The organism is Plantactinospora sp. CNZ321, from assembly GCF_004217235.1.
This window is the reverse complement of record NZ_SHKQ01000001.1, coordinates 2,235,910-2,262,549: the sequence shown is the minus strand read 5'-3', so window position 1 is coordinate 2,262,549 and position 26,640 is coordinate 2,235,910. Positions and strand designations below refer to the sequence as shown.

Here is a 26,640-nt window from a genome sequence, read left to right as displayed (position 1 = left end):
GCGCGCCGCGCTGGCCTCGGCCCGGCATGGGTGTCACCGCTTGCAGGCGCAGTTCATGCTGGTCGGCGTAGTGCCCTGCCCGCCAATCTCGCGCCGGCTCGGAACAAGCCGGACTCCGATGCGAGCATGAAGTGGGAGTTGCGCGCTCCTGTCGACTTGTTCTCAGCTCAGCGCATCGAGACCAACGTCTGCTCGATGTGTTCGAAGATGTCCGAGTCCGTCTCCTGCTGCCACTCTGGCATGTCTGACCAGTCGGCCACGTAGGAAGCCTTCGGGTTGGGAAAGTGTTTGAAGATCTGCGCAATCCAGCACAGGGCGACGAAGCGTCCTTTCTGTTCACGGGTCAGCTTCGCGGTTGCGCCGTCGGCGGCCTCGATGAACTGGCGGACCTGCTCATAGACTGCGGCGGCACTGTCCCGTTCCCATTCGGGCGTATCATCCCAGGGCGTGACGTAGCCCGGTTTCGGTTCGCCGGGGTAGTGCTTACGGACTCCCGCGATCCACGCCTCCCGGAACACACGCCCCGGTTCTTCGACCTGCACGCTGATCCTCCCTCTGGTCGTGTCAGTTCCCTGCCCTTATCAGGGCATTGATCTGGCTGTTGAGATGCCGCACGTGAGTGTCGGCAAGGAACGGCTGCAAGTGGTGGTGTAGTCGGTTGAGTTTGGAGCCGACCACGCCGGAGCCGCTTTGGCGGGCAGTATCGAGGGCGGCGCTGCCGTAGAGCACGATCTGGTGTACGTCGCTACGGTGAACTCCGACCAAGGCGAGGTCTGTCAGGACGGTTCCGCGTCGTCGTGTGGAGAGGCTTTGCGACAGAGCACCGGACAACACCGGCTCGGCCAGGTCTGGGCGCCTCAACTCGACGTAGCAGGCCCCGCGTTCCTCGGCGAGACGGGAGCCGTCGAAGCGCAACCATCCGCCGTTGTGCACCTGGCCGGGCAGGTGGTTGACCTCTTCGGCTTGGTCGAGCGCCCGCCGGCATCCGCTGAGGTCGCCAAGGCCCGCGAGAGCCTGCGCCTGCACGGTTCGTGCCCAGTGCCGGGTCGACAGCGCGCTGTCCCCGTTCTGGGCCAGGCCGGCGGCCACGTCCAGCATCGGTGCGGCGTGCCGGAAGTCGCGCTCGTAGACGCTGATGAAGGCGTGACGGATCATCGCGCACGCCCAAAGATCGTAGGCAGCGGCTTCTCGGGCGGCGGTCGCTGCCAGCGTGTAGCAGTGCGCGGCCTCGCCGTACGCGTTCGCGTCGAAGGCGACCTCGCCCGCGAGCTGGAGCAGGTCGGCGGTGACCCCGCAGAGCCTGCGGTGCACGGGTGTCGTGTGGGAGCGACGTAGGTTGGCCGTGAGCGTCGTCAGCTGACGGTTGACCAGCGGTGATACTGCTGCCTTGGACTCGGCAGCGCCGAAGGCCGCCCACAGCTGGGCGTTCAGTCCCTCGTACTCGTCGAGGGTCGCTGGGTCTAGTCGCCTGTTCCCGTCACTGGAGGACTCGATGCGCGCCCAGTCGAGCTGGCTGCCAGGGACGGGCGCGGCCAGCAGCGCACCTGTCAGGCTTAGCAGGCGTAGCAACTCGCGGCGGTTCATGTCGCCAGTGTCCGTGATCTCCCTGCCGGTCAGCGACTCGCCGGGGTGATCATCACCGGCGGCGAGCGGCTCACTCGGGAGTATCCGGTGCGCAACGGGGTCAGTATGGCGTTGGCCACGGGTGATGTAGAAGCCCAGGTCGGCGTCCCGCGATGCCTTCAGCACCACCCGGAATGCCTCCCGGGTTGTGGGCTTGGGCCAGCGGTGTTCTCCTCGCTCAAGCTTCCCAACGTGGTTGGCGTCCATGCTGGTTCTCGTGCCGTAGGTGTCCCACAGGTAGTTGTTGACCGCCTCGGCGACCTCCTGCCGGGACATCCGTCGGCCTGAACCGCTTGGGGACAGAAGTCGGCGGCGGGCGTCGCTGAGCAGGGTGTTGGGGCCGTCTGACGCACCCGACTTCGGTGCCAACCCATCACCGCCCGCCGAAACTCGCTGTAATCCTCACGGGCGGCCCTGCAAGATCGCTGCCACCCTCATCCCTGGTCCGCTGAACCTCGGGCCTCCATTGCGGAACGAGGCGACCCGACGGACCGATTTGCCGGAATGCCAGCCCAGCATGCCAGCGTGACTACCTGATCACAAGACGAACTACCAACGGAACGTCAGGCTGACCGCAACCGTCCGGGTGACCTGCTCGCCCCTGACAAGCACGGCAGTGCCGCCAAGGGCTGCCGCAACCAAACGGGTCTACTGATCTGCCGCCAAGCGAGCGTCACGGTGAGTGATGGAGTTGGCAATAACACCGCCTTCCCAAGAGGCATCTTCGGGTGCCGCACAAGCAACATGTGGACGGCCTGCCGCACACAAGCAAAATGTTGACAATCTGGACCAGAAATTGCAATCCCTTTCCAGGGGTCACGCAGTATACATTCGCAGGCCCTGACAGCAGAAGCGCCACTTGAGCCCGCTACCACAAGGGCAGGATCGGTAAGGGCCGGAGGTATAACCACTCGGCACCTGTACCGCAGGGTCAATCTCATCAAATAGTGCAATACCAGGAGAGACCTTTATATTCATAGAGGGTTCGCCGTCAATCGACCAAGGATCGGTTGCAGAAGCGGAGCCAGCCTGTGGTACGAGGCAGCGCAACTCGTCTGAAGCCTTGCGGTGATGCTTGTACAGCTTAGTCCATGCGGTCAATGGATCACGAGACCCTTGAAAGCGGACCTTGTCAGCGAACACACCGATCGTCTCCCGTATGGCACTGTTCCAACCTAACTGTCCTGTGTGCTGATCCCAGAGCAATCGAGCACCGATAGCGAATGCGCTTTCCGTAAGCCCAATACCGATGCGCTGCAATACACCGCGGTTGGCTTCGCGTTCGGCTTTAACGAGTACGGGGCGAAGGACAGTCTCCTCCGTCTGGGCAAGCTGACGCGCATAATCGTCGCCGGGGCCAAATCCGGGTACAGCACGATACACTTCGTAGAGCTTCTCGCGAAAGTCCGCGAAAGTGTCATCATTTCGAACGTCGGCGACGATTCTTGGTGTTAGTCCTTTGAAAATCGGGAGATCGGAGTGCAGCAGTGCGTTCGCGACCTTCTGGTGTTCACTGCCCTCCAGTAGCTTGTCAAGCCCTCGCTTGCATAGGTACTGCTCGTATGCCCATGGTGCGATGTACTCAGCACCATAGCTCTGCGCCAACAGCCACTCGCGAGAGAAGTATCGAAGTGAACTATCAATCGCACGGCGAAGCTGATCTTCCGGATCTCCGCCAGCGAAAACGAACAACCCTCGCACACGGTCGTCTACGGCGAGATCGGCCGGATGAAAGCGGCGAGTGATGTCACTTGGCTGCGCGGTGAGGCCCTGCAATAGTTCGGCCCTCAGTTCGTTGATGGTAACGCTATGCCGGGCATAGAAGCTTTCCCCCGGGACCAGGACCAACGTTCCGGTTTCAATAAGGGGGCGCAATTCTTGCAGCGCCGGAATGACAAGAGCCAAAAAACGACGCGTGCCCAGCACATTTGGGCTGCCCCTGGTCATCAACAAACCCGCGCCGACTCGCCATCACGTGCTCATTTTGATACCGCTCCGGCGCAAACCAGTCGGAGATTGGGTCTTTTGCCACTACCTGACCACAATAAAGTAGCGACGACAAGACGAGCTGACTCTGGTCTGTCACAAAGAAATTCGCTGACGGCCAGCCGCCCAGGTAGGCCGGGAACTTCCGCACCTCCAGCTTCGGCGGATCGTAGGTTGCGGCGAACCGTTGCACCTCTTCACCAAGCCGCCATAAGTCACGACCGGACAGACCATCCACCGCAGATACGCGGCGGCCGATGAGGTAATTGTCAAGCACGTCTAAGATGGTGGCCAATCCTGACTTCTCCTTTAGCGGGCGATACCACTTATTCTCAGGCTATGCTCGTTGTGTGACAACAACGCCAAGGCACGTGGTCTCTACTGCGACATCTCCTCCGGATCGAGTATTGCAGCAAGATTCTCGATGCCCAGGAACAGCTCATCATAGGTGATGATACTCAGATCTTTCATTCCGTTTCGGAATATTTCGAACGAACGCCGTTGCAGTTCCAGCAGCGGTGACATCTGAGTGTCGCCGATGATTACGATCGCGGAAGGGCTATGTGCCGCGAGTTCTGGCGTATGGAACCTAAGTGAATGCAGGTGATTCATTAGGCTCATGCGATATTCGAGCGCCTGAACACAGGCGCCTATCAGCTCTGGTGAGGGTGGATAAACGCCCGATCGGTATTCTGGGCCAACCAGGCTAGCTGTGGGAGTCTTGAGCTCGATGAGCACCGCATTGCCTTGGCATTGAACAAGGAAGTCCGGCACCTTTCCATTGCGATTATCTATCGCCTTGCCGCCCACGTAGCACTTCTCGTTCAGCACATACGGTCGGCCACTCAAGGTCGGCATTAGTAGCTCCGGGCGATCGGCCAGCAGCCTCTGCCAGAAATCCTCCAGCTTATTTTGGCGTTCATGCTCCCAAATTGCCAGCGCTTCCCGGAACCGGTTGACGCGTCCAGGCTGCTCCGGCACGCCCTTTCTTGAAGCCAGAATGTTGGCAACTCGCTCGACATGCTGTTGACGTAAGAGCAACAACTTATCGGCGGAATACTCCTCGGGTAGACGATCGAAGAATTGATGGTGATTTGGGCACACCAAGACCATGTTATCGAGCGAATGAAGCGCTTCGAGCGACTTTGAAGGGTCGTAGCGGATACTGCCGGGAGCAAGTGTATTTATGAAGACGACTTCGAGTATCGGTGTACCGTCAGGAAGGCGAGACGGGTAAGGGCAGTCCCCGATTGTGCAGGTGCCACCTTGCTGAACGTAGAGTGCCTTGATTGCGGCTCTCGGGATGGACCGGCGGAATCGGTGCGCGGGGCGAAGGTCGACGTCTTGGGTCACAAACGGATTTTTCCATCTCCTTGTTGCGGCGTCGAGCCCAGGAGCCGAAACTAGCTAGCCGTCGCAGCTCGGGCCAACCTCGCATCGCAAGCTGCTACAGCAGATCAGCTCAATGACTCGCAGCGGGCCAGCGAACGACCGTTGTCACACCGGACGCGGGTCTGCGGGCGGGGCCAGCCAAGGCCGGGGCTGTCATAGCGGGCTTGCACCATGCCGATATGCCGATCCCGGGGACCAAGCCGAGTTCCGGAATGCTGCTGCGCGTACTAGGCAAGGTGGGACCGTGCCCAGGTTGCGCGCACCAGATGCTGTGGGTCTTGGCCCTACTGCCGGTTCACCGGCCGGCTGTCGGGGAGTTCGTCAAGGTCGACCAGGAGGGCGCCGTCGCGCTCGCTGAAGAAATCCTGCGCGGCGCCGGCCAGGCCCTCGTGGTGCGACGGTGGCGGCCCCGGCCGTCCGGCGCACGCGACGCGAGCTTCAACCCGAACACGTGTACTGACTGCGGCGTGCAGCCTGACTGGCACGACTTCGAGGCCGTGGTGGACGCCTCGATTTACGAAGGGCGCATCGAAGTGGCGCACGGGCGCGTCGGGGTACGCGAGTGGCGCCGCGCGGTCGGCGCTCAGCACAGCGTCATCTGCTAAATGCCCGAGGACTGACAACGACGTACCCGTCGACCGTCGCCCAGCCAAGTGATCATGGCCCGGGTGCTCGCCGCCCGTGTCGGCGTGGCGGGCGCCACGTCTCCCGGGCGACCAACGATGGCGGACGAAGGGCTCGGCTTCAACATGCTGGGGCGTAGCCGATTCGACACCCGGCGAGTTACCTTGCGGAGGGCGGCTTGATCATCGTACTGTTGTGCGCACGGTGGCCTGCGCTGCCGGTTTCTCCTGTCGTCTGCCGGCCCACGCTCGGCGATGCGGCACAGAGGGACAAGGCGATCGTCACGCAGATGAGGTGACTCCGGTACGTCCAACAAGCCGGTGGTCGCGTGGGGTCCATCGGGAAGTGGATGAACCGTGAGCAGGGACTATCTCGCTAAGCGCCTGGCTCGGCAGTTGGGCATTCCGTACGCCGAGGCGCTCCGTCGCATCCAGTCCGGCGGCGGAGCCGAGCCGCCGCTGGAGCAGCGTCTCCTCGTCGAGGTCAAGCGCCAGTGCTGGGACATGGTTGGCGACAAGGTCGCGTACCGCTTCGGGGGTGGCGTGGTGGCCGGAAAGCATTTCGCCGACGAGTTGCGACTGCCGTCCCCGCCGCGCGTCGAGCAGATGAGGGTCCACGTGATGGACCCCGATTACGCGACGCTGAAGTGGGAAGCCGTGGAGGTCGTCCCCGGCGTCCGGGCCGGGGGAACTGTTGTCGCCGAGGTCCGGTCGGGCTACGTGACGGTCGAGTCGCGGGTTGGATTCCGTTGCGTCATGAAGACCTCGAACCCGATTGAGGACTCGACGCTGGGGTTTCCCGACGAGTACGTTGACGAAGACCACGTCCTCGTCTCGCTCGAACGTGACGTCCTGCTGCGCTGGCACGCCGTCTTGGTCGAAGGCAAGGACCCTGACCTGATCTTCGGAAGGGGCGAGCCGCGCACCTCGTCGGCGCGGCGGTCCCTGGCCAGGTAGTCAGCGGTCCGGGGCCGACCGGCGACACTACGGCTGCCCTGGCTCCCGCTGGGCTTCGGTACCACGCAGGCGCACGAGAGGATGATGGCCCCGAGGGTGTGCACCTGGGGCCATCATCCTCGACTAGTCGAGCAGGAACGTGGCTTCTACGGTCAGGGACCGTTCCATCACGCCACGTTGTTGCAGTTCTGTGATGTGCCCCCGGCAGGATTCGAACCTGCGACACACGGTTTAGGAAACCGTTGCTCTATCCCCTGAGCTACGAGGGCGTCATGATCCAGGCTAGCTGGCGGCGGCTGTCAGCGTACCGCAGGGAGCTACCGGGGTGGTCAGCGCTGGCACCGCCACCAGCGGATCGCACACCGACCGCACGTGATCAGGGTTCCGCTCGACTGACTGCCACCGGCGGGCACGACCTCTCGACGTCACTCACTGCTGGTCATCGCACCGGAGCACGTCCCGGGCACACACGAAGATCGTCGATTGGGATCGCCTTGAGGGCGATCGTTGAGAGGTGAGCCGGGAACAGGGGGCGGCAGCGGGAGTGGACGGCCACTCTGCAGCGCCTCCAACGCCGAGGTCAGCTCCGTACGCCCTGTCATGTCAGGGCCGTGCGTGGTGGACATCTGGCGTGGTACGGCCGGGTCCTTGGGGGTTGCCCGGATTCGTACGATGGCAGCGGCATGTGTATTGCGGCGGTTGCCGCCAGCTACGGCGCCGGCAGCGGGTCGACGCCGTGACTCTAATCCCTTCGACGGAGGGCTCTGCGAATCATGTCGCAAACCGACGCCATCGGTAACCAGTTGCGGTCGATGCAGGCAGGTATCGACCGCGCCAGGTCGACCGCGTCCGCTACCGGGCAGGAAGCCGAACAGGTGGCAACGAGGGCGGCGGCTGCCGGATTTAGTGGAATCGTCGCCGGCATGTCTCAGGTGCGGGAGGCGATCAGGAACATCCAGGCTGGCCTGAGCAACGTCGGCGGGGCCGTTAACGATGCTTCCAGCTCTCTCGTGGCGGTACCCAAAGAGGCCTCGCCAGCGGAGGTGATCGAGGCGTTGAACCGCGCGGCGGACAGGGTGAGCACCGCGCACGACGGAGTTGGTTCGTCGCTGAGCAACGTTGACGAGGCCCGTACTCTCGTCGCCAGAGTCCTGCAGGGCGGCGATCCCGGACCGCTGCTTTCCATGCTTGGAACCATCAAGGAGATCCTCTTGTTGGTGGCGCAGCATGCCGGCGCGGTCAAACACTCGCTCGCGTCTGCTGTGACCGATGCTCGCCGGACGGGCAGCTCGGGAAACTGACCGGGGCTGGCGGCGCCTTGCCGGCCAGCCCGTCTCCGGTCCCGAGCACCGTCCCTGGCGCTCCTCCTCAGACAACCGACGGCCGCGCTGACTCGGCCTGGGAAAGACAGCCGACCGGCCACACCGGCGGATCGCCGACCGGTCCACGAACGAGGATCCGCGAGCGAGAAGATCCCGATGTGCGTCGATCGTTAGAACGAGAGAACGAGTGTGCCGATATTCTGGCCGCCGGCGGCTACCGCGTACACCAGAACCCGACTCGGCCTGAGGTGGCCGAGTCGCGGGAACGCACCGGTGATCGCGGCGACCCTCGGAAGGACCCCGATTATCTGGTCGAGGGTCACGTCTTCGATTGCTACTCCCCCTCGCCAGGGAAGGCTGTGCGTGGCGTCTGGACCGAGGTTCGCGATAAGGTGACGAGCCAGCAGACCCAACGGGTTGTACTGAACCTCAAAGACTGGCGCGGGGACGTCGGGACCCTGCAGAAGCAGTTCGACGACTGGCCGATACCGAATCTTAAAGAAGTGGCAGCGGTCACACCAAGTGGGGCGACCATTCAGATCGTACGGCGCGATTAAGGAAGGTGCCAAAGATGGCTATCGAATACCGATTGACCCTCGCCGGCGACATCCCACTGGAGCAGGTCGCTGACCTCGCCGCGCCGGAAGCCACTGAGGCACCACCGCTACAACGATCTCCGCGATTGCTTGTCGCAGACCTGCACGAGCGGTGCGGCTACGTGATCAGCATCCACGCGGGCCGCGATGGCTACTATGATGCCGAAGACGACGACTCGCAGTGGGAGTGGGAGCCGGAAACATACCTCAACGTCAGCTTCCGCATGGCGAAGAACGAAACATCCGACGAAGGAACACGGAACATGATCGCGGTCGTCGCGCGGGTACTGGCCGGGCGGAAAGAAGACGCGGCCTTGGTGTTGAATGGCAACTGGCTGCTGCTGGCGCGCGTGAACGGAAAGATCCGCAAATCCAGGCGGAAGTGGTGGGATACCTACAACGTCAACGACCTCATCCCTCAATCAGCCGAGTAGAGTCGCACTGTTGGGCTGGTGTTTGCGCGGCCGATGAAGATGCGCGGCGCTGCGACCACGGTCTGCACCCGGTGAGCCATACCAGTAAACGAGGGACTTAACACCGACCTTCAGGACATTGGCACGCCGGAGCACGAGCACCGACAGTCGGGAGGTGACAACTGGCCGGGCGACGCGTTCCTGCGGATCGTCGAGCTTCACGACATCCGCAATGCGCTTCGTCAACTGGGACGGACGTCAGTGGCTACACAACCGCCCCGGTAGATCACCTTTGCATGAGCAGCACAAGAGGGCTCTTCGAAGTTACTGTAAGCGGGGTTGAGGTTGTCCGCGGTGGCGTCGGGTGGTGGCGGTGCGGGTGCGTAGGCGCTGGTTCTCGGTGTTACGGAAGCCGTAGGCGTCGCGGGTGACGGTCTTGATCACACGGTTGGTGCCTTCGGAGCCGGCGTTGGTGACCCCGGTGGTCAGGAACGCCTGGATCTGTGGCCACCAGGTCTCGATGGTGCTGGCAAGCCGGTGGAGTTCGGGCAGGTCAGTGGTGGCGCAGCGGGTGTAGAAGCGGTGCAGCAGCCGGTGGACGTGTTCCCGGTTGGGCTGGGTGCGGGCGGTCGCGAGCAGGTCGAGTAGTTCTTCTTTGGCGTTCCACGCGGTCAGGATGGGGGTGCCGATCGCCGGCGGGAGGGCTTCGAGGATGTCGACGAGGCGGTCGACGTGCTTGCCGGGCATGCGGGCCGCTGATCGAGTCAGCCGGTTGCGCATCCGCCATTCCGGGTCGGTGCCGCGGCCGCGGCGTCCGCGCTGGGTGAGGGTGACCCGGCGGCGGACCTCGGTGACGGCCCGGTTGGCCAGCTGAACGATGTGGAAGTGGTCGACGACCAGCACCGCGTGTGGCAGCACTTGCCGGATGGCGGCCTTGAACACGGTGCACATGTCGATCGCCACCGCCGTGACCTGCTCGCGCCAGGCTGGTGGGCGAGCGGTCAGCCAGCCGGTGACCGCCGCGGTGGTGCGGCCTTCGACCTGCGCGAGCAGGCCCTGGCCGCCTGACAGGTCGCAGAAGCCGACGTGCCACCGATCCGCGGTGGTGGTCCACGAGCCGGCCTGCTCGTCCCGGCTCCAGCGGGGCTTGCCCCGACGGACCTCGTCGATGCCCAGCACCGTGACCGGCTCCGGCTCGGCCGGCAACACCCTGCTCGCGTGGGCGGTGAACGCGGCAGCGACGACCGGCCACGAGACGCCATGATCCCGGGCGGCCTGCACGATCGTGCGCCCGGCGTCGGCGACCGCCGCCCCGGCCGCTTGCCGCAGCCGGCTGGTCAGCCGTGAACGGGCCGGCACCTGGGCGACCTGCTCGGTGAACGACCTACGGGCACAGGCCGCGCTCGGGCAGTACCAGCGTCGTTTGCGCCAGCGCAGCCGCACCGCACGGCCACCCACCGGCAGGTCCCGCGGCCGGGTCGTGGCCCACTGCTTCACCCGGACCGCCCGTTGCCCACACTCCGGGCAGCATCGCGCCTGTTCATCGCCGGTGGACAGGTCCACCACCGGGACACCGGTGGCGTCCAACTCGACCCGCTCCACCACCAGGCCGTCCAGCCCCAGCAGCCGGGTCGTATCGTTGACCATGCTCGCAGCTCTTCACTTGTGACCATCCGAACTCGACACTCAGATGATCACCAATGAGCTGCGAGCCCTTCACATCCGGGGCCGGCCCTCCACCCGCGAACCCCGCTCAACTTCGAAGAGCCCACAAGAGTCCACTGCCCCGCTTGATGATGATTGCCTAGTCAACACCGGCTAACCTTGGAGAATTCGGCAGGGCCGGACCCCGAACGTCAAACCCTGGTCAGGACAAGTGACGACCGGTGGAACAGAACTGTCAAAAGATTAATCTACTTCAGACTGGCCTTGCAATCGAACCGTTCGATTACGTCGACAGCGAGACCAGGTCCGTCACGCCGCCGGCTTCGACGTCACAGTCGGCTCACGTACTCGTCGAGCCGGCTTTCGGCGTGGATCAGCAGGGCCTCCGCGTCGTGTGCCAACCGCGCAGCGCGAGCATGTCGTCGTTGCTGCCGCCGACGAATCGCGATCGTGCTCGTCTGCGTGGGGAGGGCCTGGGTGACAGGGGCGAGGTGAGTGCGAGCGGCGGCGAGTTCAGCGCGCGCTCGTTGCACATCGGCCTTGAGCGAGGCGATTGTGCCAGCCGGGACGAGACGCTGATCGGTATCCGCCCCTGGGTTGTCGATCGACGCTGCGCGGCGCTGGTCGAGGCGGTCAAGGCCGGTCCGTAAGGCGGTCGCGAGCAGTTGCCCACACGCGTAGCCGACGATGAGCACAAGGACAGTGGCTACGGGCTCCCAGCGCCGATGCACGGCAAAGGCAAGGGCCACAGCAACACCCGACATCTCAGCAGCTTTGACAGCGGCCAGCTGCCCGGGGCGAGGCGCCTTGAGTAGTTCTGCACACTCGGCGAGATATTGGGCAGCGAGGTCAATCCGGCCTGCGACGCCACCACCGACGAGGTGGCGCACGCTCAGTGTCTCGACGGTACGCTCAAAGGCGCGTCGGGCTGATGCTGCAGCAGCTCGCGTCTGCCAGCCGAGACGTTCGGCAGTCGCCGCATCGACGGTGACCACCGGAGAACTCTCAGTTGACACCTGGCCGGCGTCCTCGATTTGTTGGTTGTTAACTGCGGCTGCCTGGTCCGGTGATGGCGTCATGACGTCTCCCAGTACGAATGGGGCATCTTCCCGCGCCTCAGCGACCGCCTCGAGGTACAACTCGCGTAGCGGCGGTGTCCCGTCCTGTTCGACAAGGTCGCGAAGCTGGTGCAGCGTTTCTGCGGCTTCGCGGTGGCGCCCCAGCCGGGCGTGCTGTAGCGCGACAACTCCCAGGCACAGCGCCAGGTCTTCCCTGTGGGCAGCGGGGTCGACGGCGGCCAGAGCACGGTACATATCTGTGGCGGTGTACAGGTCAGGCATCGCCTCGTCGTCGCGGCCGGCATCGGCCAGATAGGTGCCACGCCGGCGTAACGCAATGGCCAGGCCCTCCCGATTCGCATCGGCGTCCTCGTCAACCAGTAGGGTGCGGATGGCAATGGCTTCGTCCAGATGCCCGAGAGCTTCGTCCAAACGTTCAGCGGCCAACGGAACGGCGAAATTGGCCAGCGTGAGTGCGAGCGCTGCTCGGTGTTTGGGGTCGGTGACGTTGTCGCGATGGATCGCGGCGGCCTCCCTGTACGCGGCGATTGCCTCGCCGTCGCGGTCAGTCTCGATCAGCCTGTTGCCCAGGTGGATGAGACCGTTGCCAAGGTCCGCCCGGTACACGGCCGGCCGGGCCTCGGCCAGCCGGCGGCGGATGGCCACACACTCCTCGGCGATGTCCACCGCCTCTGGCCCCTGGCCGGCCCCGCTCAGAATGGTTGCCAGGAAATCGAGGCTGTTGGCGAGCAGCACCGCGAAGGTGCCGGGATCATCATCGGTAAGCCGCCGTGCCACAGTAGCCGCCTCTCGCGCGTCGGCGAGCGCATCTTCGAGTCGGTCAACCGCCCTCGACCGGGCCGCAGACGTCGTAAGGGCCGACACGAGCGCGGATTCGTAGCTCGGCTCCTCCTCGACAATGCGCCGGTACGCATCGACGGCCCGTCTGGCCACCGTGCTGGCCTGGCCGCGTTGGCCGAGCGCCCACAACCCGTCGGACCATGCAGCCAGGTCGCCGGCGAGTGCCACCGCCTGGCCGTCAGCCTCGGTCCTCGCCAGGCGAGAACGAATTGCTGTGACTTCCTCCAGCGCCGTGACCGCGTCCTCCGGATGGCCTGCGGCCGCACAGGCGTCGGCCCAGCAACGCAGCGCGGCGGCGAGGTGTGGCTCGTGGGTGGCCTCGTCCCGGTCCGCCAACCACCGGTACAGGGTGACCGCAGCTTGAGCCGCGTCTGCCGCCCGGCTGTGAAAGCCGAGGCCAGCGGCGACAAGCGCCTCGACGTGACGCATCCATGCCAGTGTCGGCCGGTACGTGGCGGGATGGAGCCAGGCCGCCGCCTCCGCCCACGAACTGGCACCCTCAAGAACCTCGATTGCCTCTTCGTACCGGGCGATCAACCGCAGTTCGTCGGCGAGCCGGATCCGGGCATTGGTGATCTCGACCGATCGACGAGCCCGCGTGGAGAACGGGAGCTTCTGGTAGAGGTTTACCGCCTCCAAGCCGGCAGCCACAGCCTCCTCGTGGCGGCCCAGCCCGCTCAGGCGACCGGCAAGGCAATTGAGCGCATGAGCCAGACCGGCACGATAATCGACTGGCTCGCCCGGCAGGTGATGGCGCCAATCGGCTACCCCCGCCTGTGCGGCGCAAAGCGCCTCTTCGTCTCGGCCAAGCTGTTCAAGCACCAGCGCGAGGATCACCCGAGCACCGGCCAGACCTACTCTCGACTGCGGCGACGTGGTCGGGTCGCAGCGCTCGAACCGGCCGATCGCCTCGGTTATGTCGGTCAGCGCCGACTCGTAGGCGCCAAGGTCGTACTGGCATGCCGCATGGCGGGCCAGCGCCCGCGCATACAGCAGGCCGTGACCGCCGGTCGACGTGTGCAACCGGCGTGCCACTCCGACCGCCTCAGCGGCGGCGGCCGCAGCCTCCCGGGTACGGCCGCGGAACGTCGCACCGCTGGACCGGCGCAGCAGGGCCATGACCAGGGGAGGCTGAAGCCATCTCGGCCGCAGTCCCGCCAGCGTCCGAAGGGCCGCCATCCGAACACCTTGCCGGCTCATCCACACCACCGCACGGCTGGCACCCGAGGCAGCATCTGGCGACAACACTCTGCTCGCCGCACGTGGTCGATCAACTTATTGGCCTGCCGACGGCTGGTGAGCGTGATCAGCTGTGCGTGCGACCCATGCTCCTGGATCAAGTCACCGACCCTGGGCCTCATCGTCCGGCGGTAACCGAGGACGTACCGGATGAAGTTCCAGGTGATCCGGTCGTAGACGCCCTCCGTCCGGTGTTGGCCGCCCCGGTAACGCCAACGCCGTTGGAGGACGCCACGTAGGCAGGTCACAGCGGGCAGGTCAAGGAAGATTACCGTGTCGGCAGCGGCCAGCCGGATAGGCAGGGTGCCGGCGTAGTTGCCCTCGATTACCCACCGCTCGGCAGCGGTGAGCCTCTCCTGCTGGGCGACGAACTCCTGCTGGGACAACGGATTCCACCGCCCGTCGTAGTAGATCCCATCAAGATGGGTCAGAGGTAGATTGAGGATGCCGGACAAGCGTCGAGCGAGAGTTGACTTGCCGCTGCCGCCGCAGCCGACAACGGCGATTCTCTTCATGGTCCTCGACCCGCCCGAGAGGACAGTACTGGGCTGCTTCGCCTCTGGTTCAACACCCTGGGGTCGACTGACCCGTCTGTCGACAATTTCCTGATCGGCACCGTCATCCCCTTGGGAAGTCTCAAGCGCACCTCTCTGGTGCATCAATGGCTGGTTGGCGCGAGCGCGTCTCCCAACCCAGGCAGCAGGTCGGCTACGGCATGGTGGCGGTCGCAACGACGTAGGCCCGCGCAACCGGGCCGAACAGCTCGTGTCCTCACTGGTCATGGCGTTCGCTCCCGTCCTGGTCAGTTTGCTGATCGCGGAGGGTGTGGTCGGCGGCGGCGGGGGGATGCCGCCGCCGACCACCCGGCGCCGGTCCGGCTACCGGGCTCCGTCGGCAGCTGGCCGGCCCCGTACGCCGCACCGCGACGGATCGCCGTCACCGTGCAGTGGGCACGGGGTAGGTCTTCGGGCGTCTTCCTGACTGATCTGGGGCGTGAACCGGCAAATCGTTCAGGGGCAATTGGATGCGGTGGGAGGACGCCACATCGGGTAGAACTTACTGCCATTTGGCAGTTGGAAGGCGTCTCGTCCGACGTAGCCCAGTCGGGCGTAGAGATCGCGGCTGCCGCTGTTGCTTGCTTCGAGATAGGCCGGCATGCCGATGCGGTCCAGCCGAGCGTGGTAATGCTGCAGCAGAGCGGTTCCGCGTCCCGTGCACTGTTTATCGGGTGTGACGGCGAGGATCGCCAGGTGGTGGTGCGCCTCGGTGGGGTGGTGGGTGTCGAACAGCTTGTCGAGCGTGGCGAACCGCTCCGTGTACGGGCCGCAGGCGGCGGTGAGCCGTCGTTCGTAGTCGCCGGGTGGGGGTATTGGACTGGATCGGTCGAACCACACCGCGACGCCGCTGCCATCTTCGAGAATCTGGACCTCGCCGAAGAAGAAGGCATGCTCGAGCAGGATACGGAAGTTCGCGGCGAGGATGGTCTTGCGCTGCTCGGAATCGGGAACAAGCCAGGCGACGGGGTCAAGGTAGTGGAACGCTTCGGCAATCAGTGCGGCGATAGCGTTGCGCTCGCGATAGTTGGCTCTCACAATCCGCGGAAGACTGTTCACCGAGATACCCCCTGTCCGGAGGTGGGCAGGCGGCGGCCAGGAGTGCGGGAGGTTGGGAGGGTGGCGCTGCGGGCGCCGAGACCGATGGCTGCATACACGTCGGGGCGGGTGCGTTGGAGGATAATTCCCCACGCAGTACCGAGAACGGCGGCGGCGAGGTAGCCGGTAGGGACAAGCCAGGCGAGTATGTGGCCGTCCGGGACGCCGAGCAGGGTGGATACGTTGCCAATGGCGAGTACGACCACCGCAGCCAGAGCGACGGACGCCACGGTGGGCGCGATGAGGCGTCGGCGCATGGGTTCACCGTGTGGGCGTCGGCTGAAGAAGACGATGACGGCAACACTGGTGGTGGTGATGAGGAACAGCACGCCGAGTCCCCCGGAGGTGCCCGCCCAGAAAAATAGGTGGATGAGCGGGTCCCAGCCGGCGACCGCGTAGGTGACGATCACGGTCAGGCCGATGAGGCTTTGCCACAGGGAGGCCGTTCGGGGAGCACAGCTGCCTTGGGAGACGCGGCCGAGCGCGGCGGGTAGTACCCGCTCGCGGCCGAGGGCGAACATGTATCGCGCGGTGGTGTTGTGGAAGGAGATCATGGCGGCAACGATGCTGGTGGCGAACAGTACGTGTCCGACGTCTACCAATGTGTGGCCGAAATGGGTTCCGGCAAGCTGGAAGATGACCTCGGTTTGTTCGGTATGGGCCACCTCGACGATCCGGTCCGGGCCGGTCGCGACGGTCATCGCCCAGGCGGACAGGGCGTAGAGAACGGCGATCAGAACTACGGACAGGTACGTGGCGGTCCGCACGGTGCGCCGTGGGTCGCGGGATTCTTCGGAGAAGACCACGGCAGCCTCAAAGCCGATGAACCCGAGCACGGCCAGGGTGAGGATCGCGCCGACGCCGGGACCGAACAGATTGCTCGGCGCGAGGGTCTCGGTGGTGAGCTGCCCTTGGGCGGGGTGGGTCAGGCTGCCGACGTTGTAGGTCATGATGATGGCGACTTCAGCGAGTAGGAGAACGGCGAGGACCTGGCCGTTGAGATCGATCCTCCGTACTCCGAGCGCGGCAGTGATCGCCCATGCGGCCAGGGCAATGGTCCACCAGTGCGGGTTGATGCCGAGCCATTGCTGCAGCAGCGGCTGGGTGGCCGCGCCGATGGCCCCGTACAGGCCAACCTGCAGGGCGTTGTACGCCAGCAGCGCTACCCACGCGGCGCCCACGCCGATCGGGCGTCCGATGCCCTGGGCCACGTAGGAGTAGAACGCCCCCGCGTTCGCCACATGCCGGGCCATGGTGACATAACCGATCGAGAACAGGCCGAGCACGAGCCCGATGATGAGAAAGGCAAGGGGAATCCCAGTCAGGCCGGTGGTCGCGTAGCCGGTGGTGATGACCCCGGCGACCACGGTGAGCGGGGTCGCCGCGCTCATTACGAAGAAGATCACGGCGGGCACGCCGAGTCGGTTTGCCGCCAGGGTGGCCGTCACCGGACTGGTATGACCCGGCGGAGTGGACAGGGGCATCGAGAAGCCTCCGGTTTCGAGGGCGAAAGAGATGAGACGGGAGGGCAGGCGTCAGGTGCGGTAGGAAAGGATGGCCTCCCCGAGTGCGACCTGTGTGTGCGTGAGAAGTTCACGCAGCGGTAGCGGCAGGGTGCCGGTAAGACGCCGTAGGTAGTGACGGCTGGAGGTCGGAGCGTCGCGGAGCAGTTCCTCATCCAGACCAGTCGCCGCGGCAAGGCCAGCGAGGAACGCGTTCGCATGGCTCATCGACGCCTGCTCCCGAAGCTGGATCGACAGTCGGGCGGCGGGCCAGTGTGCGTTGTTCCAGTCGACTGGCACCCAACGCACACCGTTCGGGCGAAGCAGCCGCCGAGACTTCTCCCGCCGGACGTGTCCGGCACGCCACAACCGCTGCGCGACCTGGTCTACGGCGTCGCGCGAGAGGAAATCGAGCCAGATTCGCACGGTCGTGTGCTGCGGCTGGGCAACGAGTTGTTCCAGGACGGTATGCGCCAGGACATCCTTGGGGGGACCCTTGTCCACCACCCAGAGTTGCCCGCGGTCTGCGTCGATTTTCCCGATCCACATCAGCTCGGCCAGCAGAGCCGCTGCCAGGCCGAGTCCAGCGCCGCGCCCGTTCAGCCGAGGATTTCCGGAGACGTCATCGTGGGCGAGACGCCAGAAGTCGTCAGCGAGTTGCACGAATGTCCCCCCATCAACTGAACTCGGTAGATCAGGTCAAGCTCTGACAGCCGTCCGCCGTGCGGCTGACGCAGGACGTATGTCTCCTCTGGACGCCTGCATCCGACGTCGCACCTAATCGACGATCGCTGGTCAAACCGCAGGGGTCGAGACCGTACGTGCGGACAGTCGACTTGTCCGCACGATCCGTCGTGAAACGGTGCTCTATTCCGCACAGCGAACAGCGGCGGCGGCACGGCGAAGTCGGGCACGGTGTTGCCGTTAGGCACTCGTGCTCGCCTGTCCGGGACGCCGACCGGCAAGGAGTGGCGCACCCTCGATGTGATGAGGGAGGAGGGCACGGTGCTGAGTGAGCGAGGGGCGGTTCACCCACCTGCGGAGCGCTTCCCGGCCGTACGGAGCTGCGGGTCACGTCGTGCCGAGGCGCCGTTGCGACGATGGCATTTTCGACGCTGCCACCGGTCAGCCGCAGCGCCGACGTGGATCTCCCCCAGGCGGCGGTGTCCCGATGAGATCGGGCGGGTATGGGCATCAATGTTGCGCGTGGCGGCAGGATCGGCGACAATCAGCACTTGCTCGGTCGCTGTGCGCGATGTCACGAGAATGGCCATCCAGGTGGGACAGGCTCCGAAGCCGCTGTTGCCGACACGGTCGGTGCTCGACTACGTCGGCGCCCATATCCGCTACCTGCGGACCAGGTGTGGTCTGTCGCAGGCCGAACTCGGCGCACGGATCTTCGTCCACCGCGATCTCGTCCGCAGGATCGAGACCGCCGAGCGGCTACCGTCGCGCGAGTTGGTTGAGCGCTGCGATCAAGTGCTCAACGGCGGTGGTTCCCTGCTCCGGCTGCTGCCGGTGATCGAGCGAGAACGACTGCTGCGGTCAGGCCGCAACGGTGAGGTGCAGTCGACCGTGTTCCGTAGTGCCGCCATGGATCGCCCGGTTCTCGACTGGTTGCTCGCCACGCCGTCGAGCGGCCGATGCCCACCCGTTCAGGATGACGCTGTAACGAGGGCTGCTGCCACGCTGGAGCAACTACGCAGCCAGGACCACGTACGCGGCGCCGGCGCCACCTATCCCGTGTTGGCGGCAACGCTGCGCGGGCGGCTGCCAAGCCTCGCCACCACGGCGCCGCACGTCGCTACCGGCATGCTCGAACTGGCTGGGTACGAGGCGGTGGACCTGGGCGCCGACGGTCTTGCGCAGCGGCACTACCTGCACGCACTCGACCTCATGACGCGGTTCGGGAATCGGCTCTACGGCGGGTACCTCGTGGCGGTCAGTCTGGCCCACCTGGCATTGCACTGTGGCGACCCGCGCCAGGCATTACGACTGGCAACCGCCGGCCTTCAGGGAACGGAGGGACACGCCACACCCGCCGTGCGGGCCGCGCTCCGCACAGTGCTTGCCCGCGCTCACGCCCGCCTCGGCGACGAAGCCGCCTGTGCCGCCGCACTGCTGCATGTCGAGGCCGACCTCGCACGCAGCCGGCCCGGCGACGAACCTGAGTGGATCACCTACTTCGGCGAGGCTGACTTAGCCGACGAAAAGGCCCACTGCTTCTTCGACCTGGGGTTGTACGAACTCGCATACCGCGAGACCAACACGGCCCTGCACCTGCTGCCACCGGATCGGGCGCGACGCATCAGCATCGACACCGCCCTGCAGGCTGCGGCACTCACCCGCGCCGGCCGGCTCGATCAAGCATGCGTGACCGCTCGCCACGCGATCGACCACGCCGCCGGGCTGGCATCTTTTCGTACCACTCATCGCATCGTGCTCATGCTCGCTGAACTGCAGCCGCACGCTGATCTGCCTGAGGTGCGCGAGGTCGCCGACTACGCCTGCGCGACCCTGCAGCCGCTCGTTACGCCGGCATAGCAATCCCCATCTTCAGAAGCACCGTCCGGTAAGCGGCTAGCTCTGCATCAAGGGCGATCTGCTGCACGGATGCCGACAGATAGTGGCCCACCCCGTCGAGCCGCACCAGGTCAGCCAATAGGCCGCGTCGCCGCAAGGCTGCCGCCAGCCCATCAGCGTCGCCGACCGGCGCCACCTGGTCGGCGGCCCCGTGCACCAGCAGGACAGGCCGCCGCACCTGCTCCGCGACCACGGGCGACGTCGCCGAGGCGAGGATCGTCGCATGCGGGCGTTGAAACCGCGGTGCAGTCGTCCGCCACCGCTGCGGATCAACGATGGCCGAACGGGCGACCGCAAGCGCGAACGGGCCGTCCTCACACACCGCTTTGAGAGCGGTGTAGCCGCCTGCGCTTGCCCCTGCGATGAAGACCGCGTCCGGGCGGACCCGCCCGGACGCGATGAGATGCAGGGCGGCGTTGCGGCAATCCTCCACGTCGAAGCGGCCCCAGTTCCCGTCGAGTGCCTTGCGGAACGCTCGGCCATAGCCAGTGCTGCCCCGGTAATCGACCTCGGCGACCGCGAACCCGCGGCTGGTGAAGAACTGCACGTCACGATCCAGCCGCAGCTCGTTGTGATATGTCGGGCCGGCGTGCGGCCGCACCACCAACGGTGGTATCGCACCAGGAGCGGACGCAGGAGGATGGAACAGCACCGTGATCGTTGTGGACCCGTCGGCTGTAACCTGGAGCCGTTCGGGAGCCGACACTACAGGCTCTTCGACCTGAGCAGTTGGGCGTCTGACTACCTCGATCTTGTCACTGCCGTCCGTCGTCACCAACGCGATCTCTGGCGCCCGTGTCGGTGACGCGCCGATCAAGGCGACCCTGCCAGCACATGCCGTCAAATAGGGTTTGATCGATGTGTACGGCACTCGGATGGTTCGGCTGCTGCCATCGAGCTCAACAATCGTCAACTCCTGCTCCGGTCCGGACTGCGCTGTCATGGCGATTCGTCCTGCTGGCAGTAGGACGAAGTTGGCGTAGCTGGACTCCCAGGGCGCCGTAGCGCACTCGGCTGGCATCGGTGCCACTGCTTCCACGGGACCGTTACGCCACCGGTACAGATTCCACCAGCCTGAGCGATCCGACATGAAGTACAGGGTGCCGTCGGTGTCCCAGCACGGTTGGACCACGGACTCTGCGGGACCTCCGGCTACGCGCCTTGACTCACGGAGACCCTGACCAGGGGTGTAGTCGGCCACCCAGATCTCGCAGGAGTCCCACGGCATGACGTCGTTGGCCCATTGCGTCCACGCCAGGCGGCCGTCGTGGTAGCGGGGTGATGCGACGAAGCCGTCCGTGGCCAGCAGCACTCGCAGCTCGCCTGAAGTCGGGTCAAGGACGACGAGTTGATCGCCACGATCATGTTCGCGGACAACGAGCACCTGATCGTCGCAGCCGGCAAGGTCACCGTACGTGAACTCGTCGTTGGTACTTCCGAATGGAGCAATGAGCTGGCCAGTGGTGGCGCTCACCGCCACCAGAGTTCCCGAGGGCGTGAACACGTACGGCATCCCGCCGTACGCGTGCAGGGAACTGCCCACGCTCTGATCCCGCACGGTGTAGCCGGCGAGTCGGCCGGCGTCCGAGAGCATCGCGACGCTTCGACCCGTTGACGGCTGGGTTTCAACCCAACTCAACCTGGCGCCGGTGCTCGCCAACCAGTCAAAACCGGCGTCAGCTTCCGCCGACTCTGGATCAATAGGTACCGCCTCGGCCTCGACTCCCTCGAACGCCGAATCACCCATATCGCGCACCTCTCGATCACAGCACAGTATGGCTGGGAAGGGCAGAACGATCTCCTCGCCCGATTGGCCGAGTCCGCTGCCCGGGATGCGACGCGCCCGCAGGTGTCGCCGCTCCACTGGCTAGGGCCGAAGCACCACGAGGCTGACGAGTCGGTGTGGTCGACGACCAACCACCGTGATGCGGATCCCTCGACCTGTCGGCCTCGGCGTCCGGTCTGGTTGAGTCGGCCTGGGGCGCGGTGTCGGGATTGCTCCCGGTCCGTTTCCCCAGGCCGCTCGCCGAACCCGCCGTGCCGGTCTCCCGGCAGCGGGCTCTCCACGGTTTCTGCCGTCAGGCGTGGTTGGGTGTTGCCCATGGGTTGGGGATCTTGCTGCCGCGGTACCGGTACCGAGTGATCGGGACTGATGCGATGTTGAACAGTTCGATCCCGTCCGCCGTTGGTCGTGTCCACCGGCCGTTGCGGCCGATAAGGCGACGGCGGACGTCTTTCCACCTCCAGCGGTGTAGTCGCATCCACCATCGGATCACCCGGTGCCACACGAAGTTCTCCAGGGCGTCGAGGGTGTGTTTGCAGACTGCGTGCCGGAAGTAGTTTGTCAAGCCCCGGGTTTGATGGAGAGTTGGTTAGCTGGTTTCCAGGGGTGCGGTGACCGGCTGGGTCATCGCGTGTAGTGCCTCGTGCTCGGCGGGCGGGACGTGCCCGAGCTCGCCGTGTAGGCGCCGGTTGTTGTACCAGTCGATGTACTCGACGGTGGCCATCTCCAGGTCGTCGAGTCCACGCCACGGGCCTTTGTTGCGGACGAGTTCGGCCTTGTACAGGGAGTTGAACGCCTCGGCCATGGCGTTGTCGTAGGAGTCGCCCTTGGAGCCGACCGAGGCGACGGCGCCGGCCTCGGCCAGCCGCTGGGTGTAGCGGATCGCTCGATACTGGACTCCCCGGTCGGAGTGGTGGACCAGTCCGCCCAGGTCAGCGCCTTGATTCTCGCGGCGCCAGATCGCCATCTTCAACGCGTCGAGGGCCAGACCGGTGTAGAGACTCGTGGACACCTGCCAGCCGACGATCATGCGGGAGTGCACGTCGAGGACGAACGCGGCGTACACCCAGCCCACGCTGGTGCGCACGTAGGTCAGGTCCGCGACCCACAGCTGGTTCGGCCCGGCTGCGGTGAAGTCCCGTCTGACCAGGTCAGCAGGGCGGCTGGTCTCGGCTGCCGGGCGGGTCGTGCGTGGCGACTTGTCGCGCAGCAGCCCACGCAGCCCGGACTCACGCATCAGCCGCTCGACCGTGCACCGGGCCACCCGCACCCCTTGGCGGTGCAGCTCGTGCCAGATCTTGCGGGCGCCGTAGACGCCGTAGTTGGCCGTGTGGACCTGCTCGATCATCGCGGTCAGCTCCTCGTCGCGCCGACAGCGGGCGCTGGCGGGGCGGGTCTTGGCGGCGTAGTAGGTCGACGGTGCGATCTGCGCCGGCGTGTCTTCGAGCGCCCGCAGGACCGGCTGGACACCGTGTTCGGCCTTCTGGGAGTCGACGAAGTCGACCTTCATCGCGACGGACGGTCCAGCTCCGCCGCGAAGAAACTCGCCGCGGACTTCAGGATCTGGTTCGCCCGCCGCAGCTCACGCACTTCCCGTTCCAGGGCGGCGATGCGTTCGGCGTCGCCGCTGGTGGTCCCCGGCCGCTGCCCGGCGTCGGTCTCGGCCTGCTTCACCCACGTGCGCAACGCCTCCGGATGAACCCCGAGCTGACCGGCGATCCGCCGGATCGCCCCGACCGCGGACGCCGGATCCCGGCGGGCCTCGACCGCCAACCGGGTAGCACGCTCACGCAGCTCATCGCTGTACTTCTTCGGTGCCGGCATCGCTAGTGTTCCTCCCAGGTTTCGATGTCTCCATCAAACCCGGTGCGGAACAGTTGGCCCAGCCGCGCATGATCTGGTTGAGCCGGATCAGCGCGTCCCCGGGCGGCTGCTGCGACAACCTGTTCGTCAGGGCACGGACCTTGTCCTTCAACGACCGGATGGGCCGGTCGGCGATGAACGTGTAGACGTACCACTTGCTCGTGCCTCGCTTGCGGCGCCACTGGATGCGGAACCCCAGGAAGTCGAGCGATTCGCTCATGTGCACGATACGGGTCTTGGCTGGAGACAGCCGCAGACCCAGCGGAGCGAGCACGGTGGCGATGTCTTCGTGCAAGGTTTCGACGTCGGCGCGGGTGCCGTGCACGAGGATGACGAAATCGTCTGCGTAGCGGACGATCCGCCAGTTCGGCAGGCCCTTGGCTCGCGTCGGGCGCGTCGGCTAGGAGTGCTCATCATCCCGCCTTCCGACCATGGCCCGTGCGCGTGCTCATCGAGCGCGCTCAGGGCGATGTTGGCCAGCAACGGGGACAGGATTCCTCCCTGCGGCGTGCCGGTGAAGCTGTCCTCGTGCCGGCGGGTCTCGGTGAGAACCCCGGCCTTGAGGAACGCCTTCACCAACGCGAGCACGCGCTTGTCCTTGACTCTGGCCCGCACCCGGTCCATCAGGGCCGTGTGCGAGATCGAGTCGAAGCACGCCTCGATGTCAGCGTCGAGCACCCACTGGTATCCCTTGGTGCCGTAACGCTGGATCTCGGCGACCGCGTCGTGCGCCCGCCGCATCGGCCGGAACCCGTAGGAGACGGGCATGAAGTCCGCCTCGAAGAGGGGTTCTAGCACGAGTTTCAGCGCCGCCTGGACGACCCGGTCGGTGATGGTGGGGATACCAAGTTTCCGCACCTTCCCCGACCCGCCCGGTTTCGGGATCTTGCGTTCCCGCACCGGAAGCGGCCGGAATACACCGGCCTTGAGTTGGCCACGTATGTTGTCCAGGAACCCGGGCACGCCCACCACGGTCTCGACCTCAGCGGCCGTCAGGCCGTCGATGCCGGGAGTGTTGGCGCCTCGGTTACCCGCGACCCGGTCGAACGCCACGATCAGCGTCGCCGGGTCGTACACGAAGTTGAACAAGTCGTCGAACCTGCGGTCGGGATCGGCCGCCGCCCAACGGTGAAGCTTGGCCTGCATCTCCGCTACCCGCGACCACGGCCCAACGGGCGTCTGATCGGGTGCGCTGCCATTCGGCGGCGCGTCTTGCGGCATTGCAGCCTCCTATCTCTTCTCGAAACCGCTGCCGCCCTTCCCCATGTGCGCGGGCTTTCCCCGGCTCGGAGTACTACGGCGGCTCCGTCCCACCCCGGACCGGTCGACGGTCGACGCGCCCAGCCCAACCGGCCGCACCGGACGCGCGGCCGTGGGCAGGACCGGGATGGTTCCCGTGTTCACTGTGATTCGCTTGACGAAGGAGGAGCCCGACTCGGTCCCTGCGGCATCACCACGGCTACCCCGCAGCACTTCACCGTGGTCTCCCGGCCAGTCGCCGAAGCCCAGCCCAGGAGTTCCCCACCCGAACAATCCGGACAGGTGCGCACCGCTCCCGGCCCATATCCACCAGGTTCGAGCCGGTACACGCTTGAGAGACGTAAACGCCGGTTCCTCGCGTACTCCTTTCCGTCCCGCTCGCCAGGCCCGCACCATCTGGCAGTACTGGCACGACCTGGCTTTGTCAGGGCCGCTTGCCACCCTCCCCGGCGTCACCCGGGTCGGGCTGCCCTCAGCTCCACCTCCCTGCTGCAACAGGGCAGGCGGTGAAGGTCTCTCACCTCCACTCGAATCAACAGCGCCTCACGGCGCACTCGGCTCCGCCTGAAACTGACTCGTGGTTTCGGAACCCGCCCGAACAGAGGGTCAAGGTTGAACACCCGTGGGCTGCAAGATCAGCTTGGAAAGGCTCCAATGGTTGATCATTCCGGTCTGGTGCGAGTCGGTGGGCGTGCGGTAGCCGCCGATCGGTAGTCGGCTCGCTCCCGTAGCGGCGACGGCGACGCTACAGATCAGATGGTTAGGGGTTCCAGCCCCTTTGGGCCGCCCCCAAAATCAAAGCCGTGACGAGCGGAGACCGGGGTAGGTCAGTGTCTGCACGTGGGCGATGCCACCCTGGTTCAAGCAGTCAAGCGCCAGGTCGTACACCTGCTGGCAAAAGTCTGTCGACTCCGCGTCTGCTCGTACCGTCACCTCGATGGGCGTGTACTGGGCGAGCGGGATGGTGCTGCCCGAGTACGAGAAGTTCATCCCGTCGGTGGTCCAGAGCTGGAGCCGCTCGGTCTTGTTCCACTCGAACCCGACCCTGACCTCGTACTCACCGAGTCCCAGACGGTCGCTGGCCTCACGGATCAGGCCCATAAAGTCTGCGATCGCCACCTCGACGTCTCGCGACTCGACGACATGGTCATCGTTGTACTCGGTGCTCGAACGCCGGTGACCGCCGACCGCTGCCGCGAGGCTCACTGAGCCGTTGTCGTGGATGCTGATCCAGGCTTCCCTCCAGCGCTGGCTGTCGCCGTCGATCATGGGTCTAGCCGTCCATCGGCGGAGCCCGGGGCGGGGGTTGTTCCGGTCGACGTTCTCAATCGGGTGCAGGCTGCCTCGTCCGACGTAGACGAGTGCGTTCTTGCTCGCCTCCTCGAACGCCATCCTGGCTGCCGTCTGATCTGGCCGGTTCGCGAGCGCCGACGGCAGCCGCGGGTGCGCTACTGCCACGATCCAGGCGGGGCTGTCGGGTGAGCGCATGGCGGCCGACTCGGCGTAGAGCTTGTCGAGCACCTCGGTGGATCGCCGGCGCTCGTCGAAGCGCGCTCGGTACATCGTCTCGATCTGACGCTCCTTCATCCAAACGGTGTCTGCGTCGTTGCGGATGGGCGCACCGAAGTACTCTTTCTTGTAGATCAGGTGCGGGCCGTCGACACTGGATGGGATCACGACGACTACGCACTGGTTGCCCGGTTCGCCGAGTTGGAGTACCCCGAGCCCGAAGACCGGCGGGCTGATCGCTGTCACGGCGGCGCTGCGCAGGCCGCGCTCGTAGACCTCAGTCAGCTCGCCCGTGTCCTTGCGTCCGGTGGCTGTCTTCTGTGCTTCGGTTACGCCGAAGACCAGTGTGCCGCCACCGCTGTTGGCCATGGCAGCAACGTCCTTGGGGAAGTCGGAGTTCGGGATCGCGCCGAGCGGCGGCAGCTCGGATTTCCAGTCCAGGTCGTCCGTTTCGCGGAGGCCCTGAGCGACGGCGCGGTCGATCATCTCGCCTGTGAGCGGACCGGACGGATCGCCGAGGTAGCGATGGAGCGATGTGAAGGTCATCGAGGTACACCTACCAATCGCGGCTGGTCAGGTGGTCCGAGTCCGGTGTGGTCACCAGCGACCTCTGCGACGTCTCGAACTTGTCGAGGATCTTCTTAAGCCTCTCGATGGCGTGCTCGGACTTGGACTGTCGGGCGTACGCGAGCACCAACTCGCGGTCGTAGGCACCACCTGCTGCGAGATCCTTGAGGAAGCTGAGGGTCACTA

Annotated in this window: 23 protein-coding genes, 1 tRNA gene and 1 pseudogene; 6 read left to right on the top strand and 19 right to left on the bottom strand. The window is 65.4% G+C overall.

Annotation, left to right across the window (positions count from 1 at the left end; genetic code table 11):
- Positions 1–167: 167 nt before the first annotated feature.
- The 5 genes from EV371_RS10075 to EV371_RS10055 form a co-directional block, all read right to left on the bottom strand.
- Positions 168–542 carry a hypothetical protein gene (locus EV371_RS10075; protein ID WP_130461816.1) on the bottom strand — a complete coding sequence of 125 codons (375 nt, stop codon included), beginning with the start codon at positions 540–542 and terminating at the stop codon, positions 168–170.
- Positions 543–564: 22 nt separating this feature from the next.
- A complete protein-coding gene (locus EV371_RS10070) occupies positions 565–1,899 on the bottom strand; it encodes an NsdA family TPR-like regulatory protein (protein ID WP_130461815.1) in 1,335 nt (444 codons plus the stop codon).
- A gap of 540 nt (positions 1,900–2,439) precedes the next feature.
- Positions 2,440–3,570: an SEC-C domain-containing protein gene (locus EV371_RS10065; RefSeq protein WP_130461814.1), complete on the bottom strand. Its 1,131-nt coding sequence runs from the start codon at positions 3,568–3,570 to the stop codon at positions 2,440–2,442.
- Positions 3,482–3,904, bottom strand: coding sequence for a hypothetical protein (locus EV371_RS10060; RefSeq protein ID WP_130461813.1), 423 nt, complete (start codon positions 3,902–3,904; stop codon positions 3,482–3,484). The genes EV371_RS10065 and EV371_RS10060 overlap by 89 nt, the downstream gene beginning before the upstream one ends.
- An 83-nt stretch (positions 3,905–3,987) precedes the next feature.
- The gene (locus EV371_RS10055; RefSeq protein WP_130461812.1) at positions 3,988–4,962 is read right to left on the bottom strand and encodes a Shedu immune nuclease family protein; all 975 of its coding nucleotides are present in this window, start codon (positions 4,960–4,962) and stop codon (positions 3,988–3,990) included.
- Between the two features lie 305 nt (positions 4,963–5,267).
- Between EV371_RS10055 and EV371_RS10050 the strand changes: the two genes are divergently transcribed.
- Positions 5,268–5,606, top strand: a complete 339-nt coding sequence (locus EV371_RS10050) for a hypothetical protein (RefSeq protein ID WP_130461811.1) — start codon at positions 5,268–5,270, stop codon at positions 5,604–5,606.
- Between the two features lie 375 nt (positions 5,607–5,981).
- Positions 5,982–6,581, top strand: a complete 600-nt coding sequence (locus EV371_RS10045; protein WP_130461810.1) for a hypothetical protein — start codon at positions 5,982–5,984, stop codon at positions 6,579–6,581.
- Positions 6,582–6,777: 196 nt separating this feature from the next.
- On the opposite strand, the gene EV371_RS10040 is transcribed toward EV371_RS10045, so the two are convergent.
- Positions 6,778–6,850: transfer RNA gene (locus EV371_RS10040), tRNA-Arg, on the bottom strand.
- Between the two features lie 504 nt (positions 6,851–7,354).
- Between EV371_RS10040 and EV371_RS10035 the strand changes: the two genes are divergently transcribed.
- The 3 genes from EV371_RS10035 to EV371_RS10025 all read left to right on the top strand — a co-directional run bounded on the left by EV371_RS10035 (position 7,355) and on the right by EV371_RS10025 (position 8,933).
- Positions 7,355–7,882, top strand: a complete 528-nt coding sequence (locus EV371_RS10035) for a DUF6244 family protein (RefSeq protein ID WP_130461809.1) — start codon at positions 7,355–7,357, stop codon at positions 7,880–7,882.
- A gap of 179 nt (positions 7,883–8,061) precedes the next feature.
- Positions 8,062–8,460 carry a CdiA C-terminal domain-containing protein gene (locus tag EV371_RS10030; RefSeq protein WP_130461808.1) on the top strand — a complete coding sequence of 133 codons (399 nt, stop codon included), beginning with the start codon at positions 8,062–8,064 and terminating at the stop codon, positions 8,458–8,460.
- A 14-nt stretch (positions 8,461–8,474) separates the two neighbouring features.
- Complete coding sequence (locus EV371_RS10025; RefSeq protein WP_130461807.1) at positions 8,475–8,933, top strand: SitI3 family protein; 459 nt, start codon at positions 8,475–8,477, stop codon at positions 8,931–8,933.
- A 303-nt stretch (positions 8,934–9,236) separates the two neighbouring features.
- On the opposite strand, the gene EV371_RS10020 is transcribed toward EV371_RS10025, so the two are convergent.
- The 6 genes from EV371_RS10020 to EV371_RS09995 all read right to left on the bottom strand — a co-directional run bounded on the left by EV371_RS10020 (position 9,237) and on the right by EV371_RS09995 (position 17,552).
- The gene (locus EV371_RS10020; RefSeq protein ID WP_130461806.1) at positions 9,237–10,559 is read right to left on the bottom strand and encodes an ISL3 family transposase; all 1,323 of its coding nucleotides are present in this window, start codon (positions 10,557–10,559) and stop codon (positions 9,237–9,239) included.
- 347 nt (positions 10,560–10,906) lie between these two features.
- Positions 10,907–13,615, bottom strand: coding sequence for a tetratricopeptide repeat protein (locus EV371_RS10015; RefSeq protein WP_165436651.1), 2,709 nt, complete (start codon positions 13,613–13,615; stop codon positions 10,907–10,909).
- Positions 13,616–13,692: 77 nt separating this feature from the next.
- Positions 13,693–14,250 (bottom strand): GTPase domain-containing protein, encoded by a 558-nt coding sequence (locus tag EV371_RS10010; protein ID WP_130461804.1) that lies wholly within the window; start codon positions 14,248–14,250, stop codon positions 13,693–13,695.
- A 495-nt stretch (positions 14,251–14,745) separates the two neighbouring features.
- Positions 14,746–15,348, bottom strand: a complete 603-nt coding sequence (locus EV371_RS10005; RefSeq protein WP_486484560.1) for a GNAT family N-acetyltransferase — start codon at positions 15,346–15,348, stop codon at positions 14,746–14,748.
- Positions 15,345–16,871, bottom strand: coding sequence for an APC family permease (locus EV371_RS10000; RefSeq protein WP_130461803.1), 1,527 nt, complete (start codon positions 16,869–16,871; stop codon positions 15,345–15,347). The genes EV371_RS10005 and EV371_RS10000 overlap by 4 nt, the downstream gene beginning before the upstream one ends.
- Before the next feature lie 51 nt (positions 16,872–16,922).
- Positions 16,923–17,552, bottom strand: a complete 630-nt coding sequence (locus tag EV371_RS09995; protein ID WP_130461802.1) for a GOLPH3/VPS74 family protein — start codon at positions 17,550–17,552, stop codon at positions 16,923–16,925.
- A 603-nt stretch (positions 17,553–18,155) separates the two neighbouring features.
- On the opposite strand from EV371_RS09995, the gene EV371_RS09990 reads away from it, so the two are divergent.
- The gene (locus EV371_RS09990; protein ID WP_165436650.1) at positions 18,156–19,433 is read left to right on the top strand and encodes a helix-turn-helix domain-containing protein; all 1,278 of its coding nucleotides are present in this window, start codon (positions 18,156–18,158) and stop codon (positions 19,431–19,433) included.
- Here the strand turns inward: EV371_RS09990 and EV371_RS34240 are convergent.
- The 7 genes and pseudogenes from EV371_RS34240 to EV371_RS09960 form a co-directional block, all read right to left on the bottom strand.
- The gene (locus EV371_RS34240; RefSeq protein WP_486484559.1) at positions 19,420–21,219 is read right to left on the bottom strand and encodes a S9 family peptidase; all 1,800 of its coding nucleotides are present in this window, start codon (positions 21,217–21,219) and stop codon (positions 19,420–19,422) included. The genes EV371_RS09990 and EV371_RS34240 overlap by 14 nt on opposite strands.
- A 331-nt stretch (positions 21,220–21,550) precedes the next feature.
- Positions 21,551–21,820, bottom strand: a complete 270-nt coding sequence (locus EV371_RS09980; protein WP_130461800.1) for a group II intron maturase-specific domain-containing protein — start codon at positions 21,818–21,820, stop codon at positions 21,551–21,553.
- Between the two features lie 24 nt (positions 21,821–21,844).
- Positions 21,845–23,079 (bottom strand): annotated as a pseudogene (locus tag EV371_RS09975) (IS3 family transposase).
- Positions 23,051–23,443, bottom strand: a complete 393-nt coding sequence (locus EV371_RS34235) for a group II intron maturase-specific domain-containing protein (protein ID WP_486484558.1) — start codon at positions 23,441–23,443, stop codon at positions 23,051–23,053. The pseudogene EV371_RS09975 and the gene EV371_RS34235 overlap by 29 nt, the downstream one beginning before the upstream one ends.
- Complete coding sequence (locus tag EV371_RS09970; RefSeq protein ID WP_486484557.1) at positions 23,335–24,339, bottom strand: reverse transcriptase domain-containing protein; 1,005 nt, start codon at positions 24,337–24,339, stop codon at positions 23,335–23,337. Before EV371_RS09970 ends, EV371_RS34235 begins: the two co-directional genes overlap by 109 nt.
- An 834-nt stretch (positions 24,340–25,173) precedes the next feature.
- Positions 25,174–26,433, bottom strand: coding sequence for an ATP-binding protein (locus EV371_RS09965; RefSeq protein WP_130461799.1), 1,260 nt, complete (start codon positions 26,431–26,433; stop codon positions 25,174–25,176).
- 10 nt (positions 26,434–26,443) lie between these two features.
- Positions 26,444–26,638 (bottom strand): hypothetical protein, encoded by a 195-nt coding sequence (locus EV371_RS09960; RefSeq protein WP_130461798.1) that lies wholly within the window; start codon positions 26,636–26,638, stop codon positions 26,444–26,446.
- Positions 26,639–26,640 lie beyond the last annotated feature (2 nt).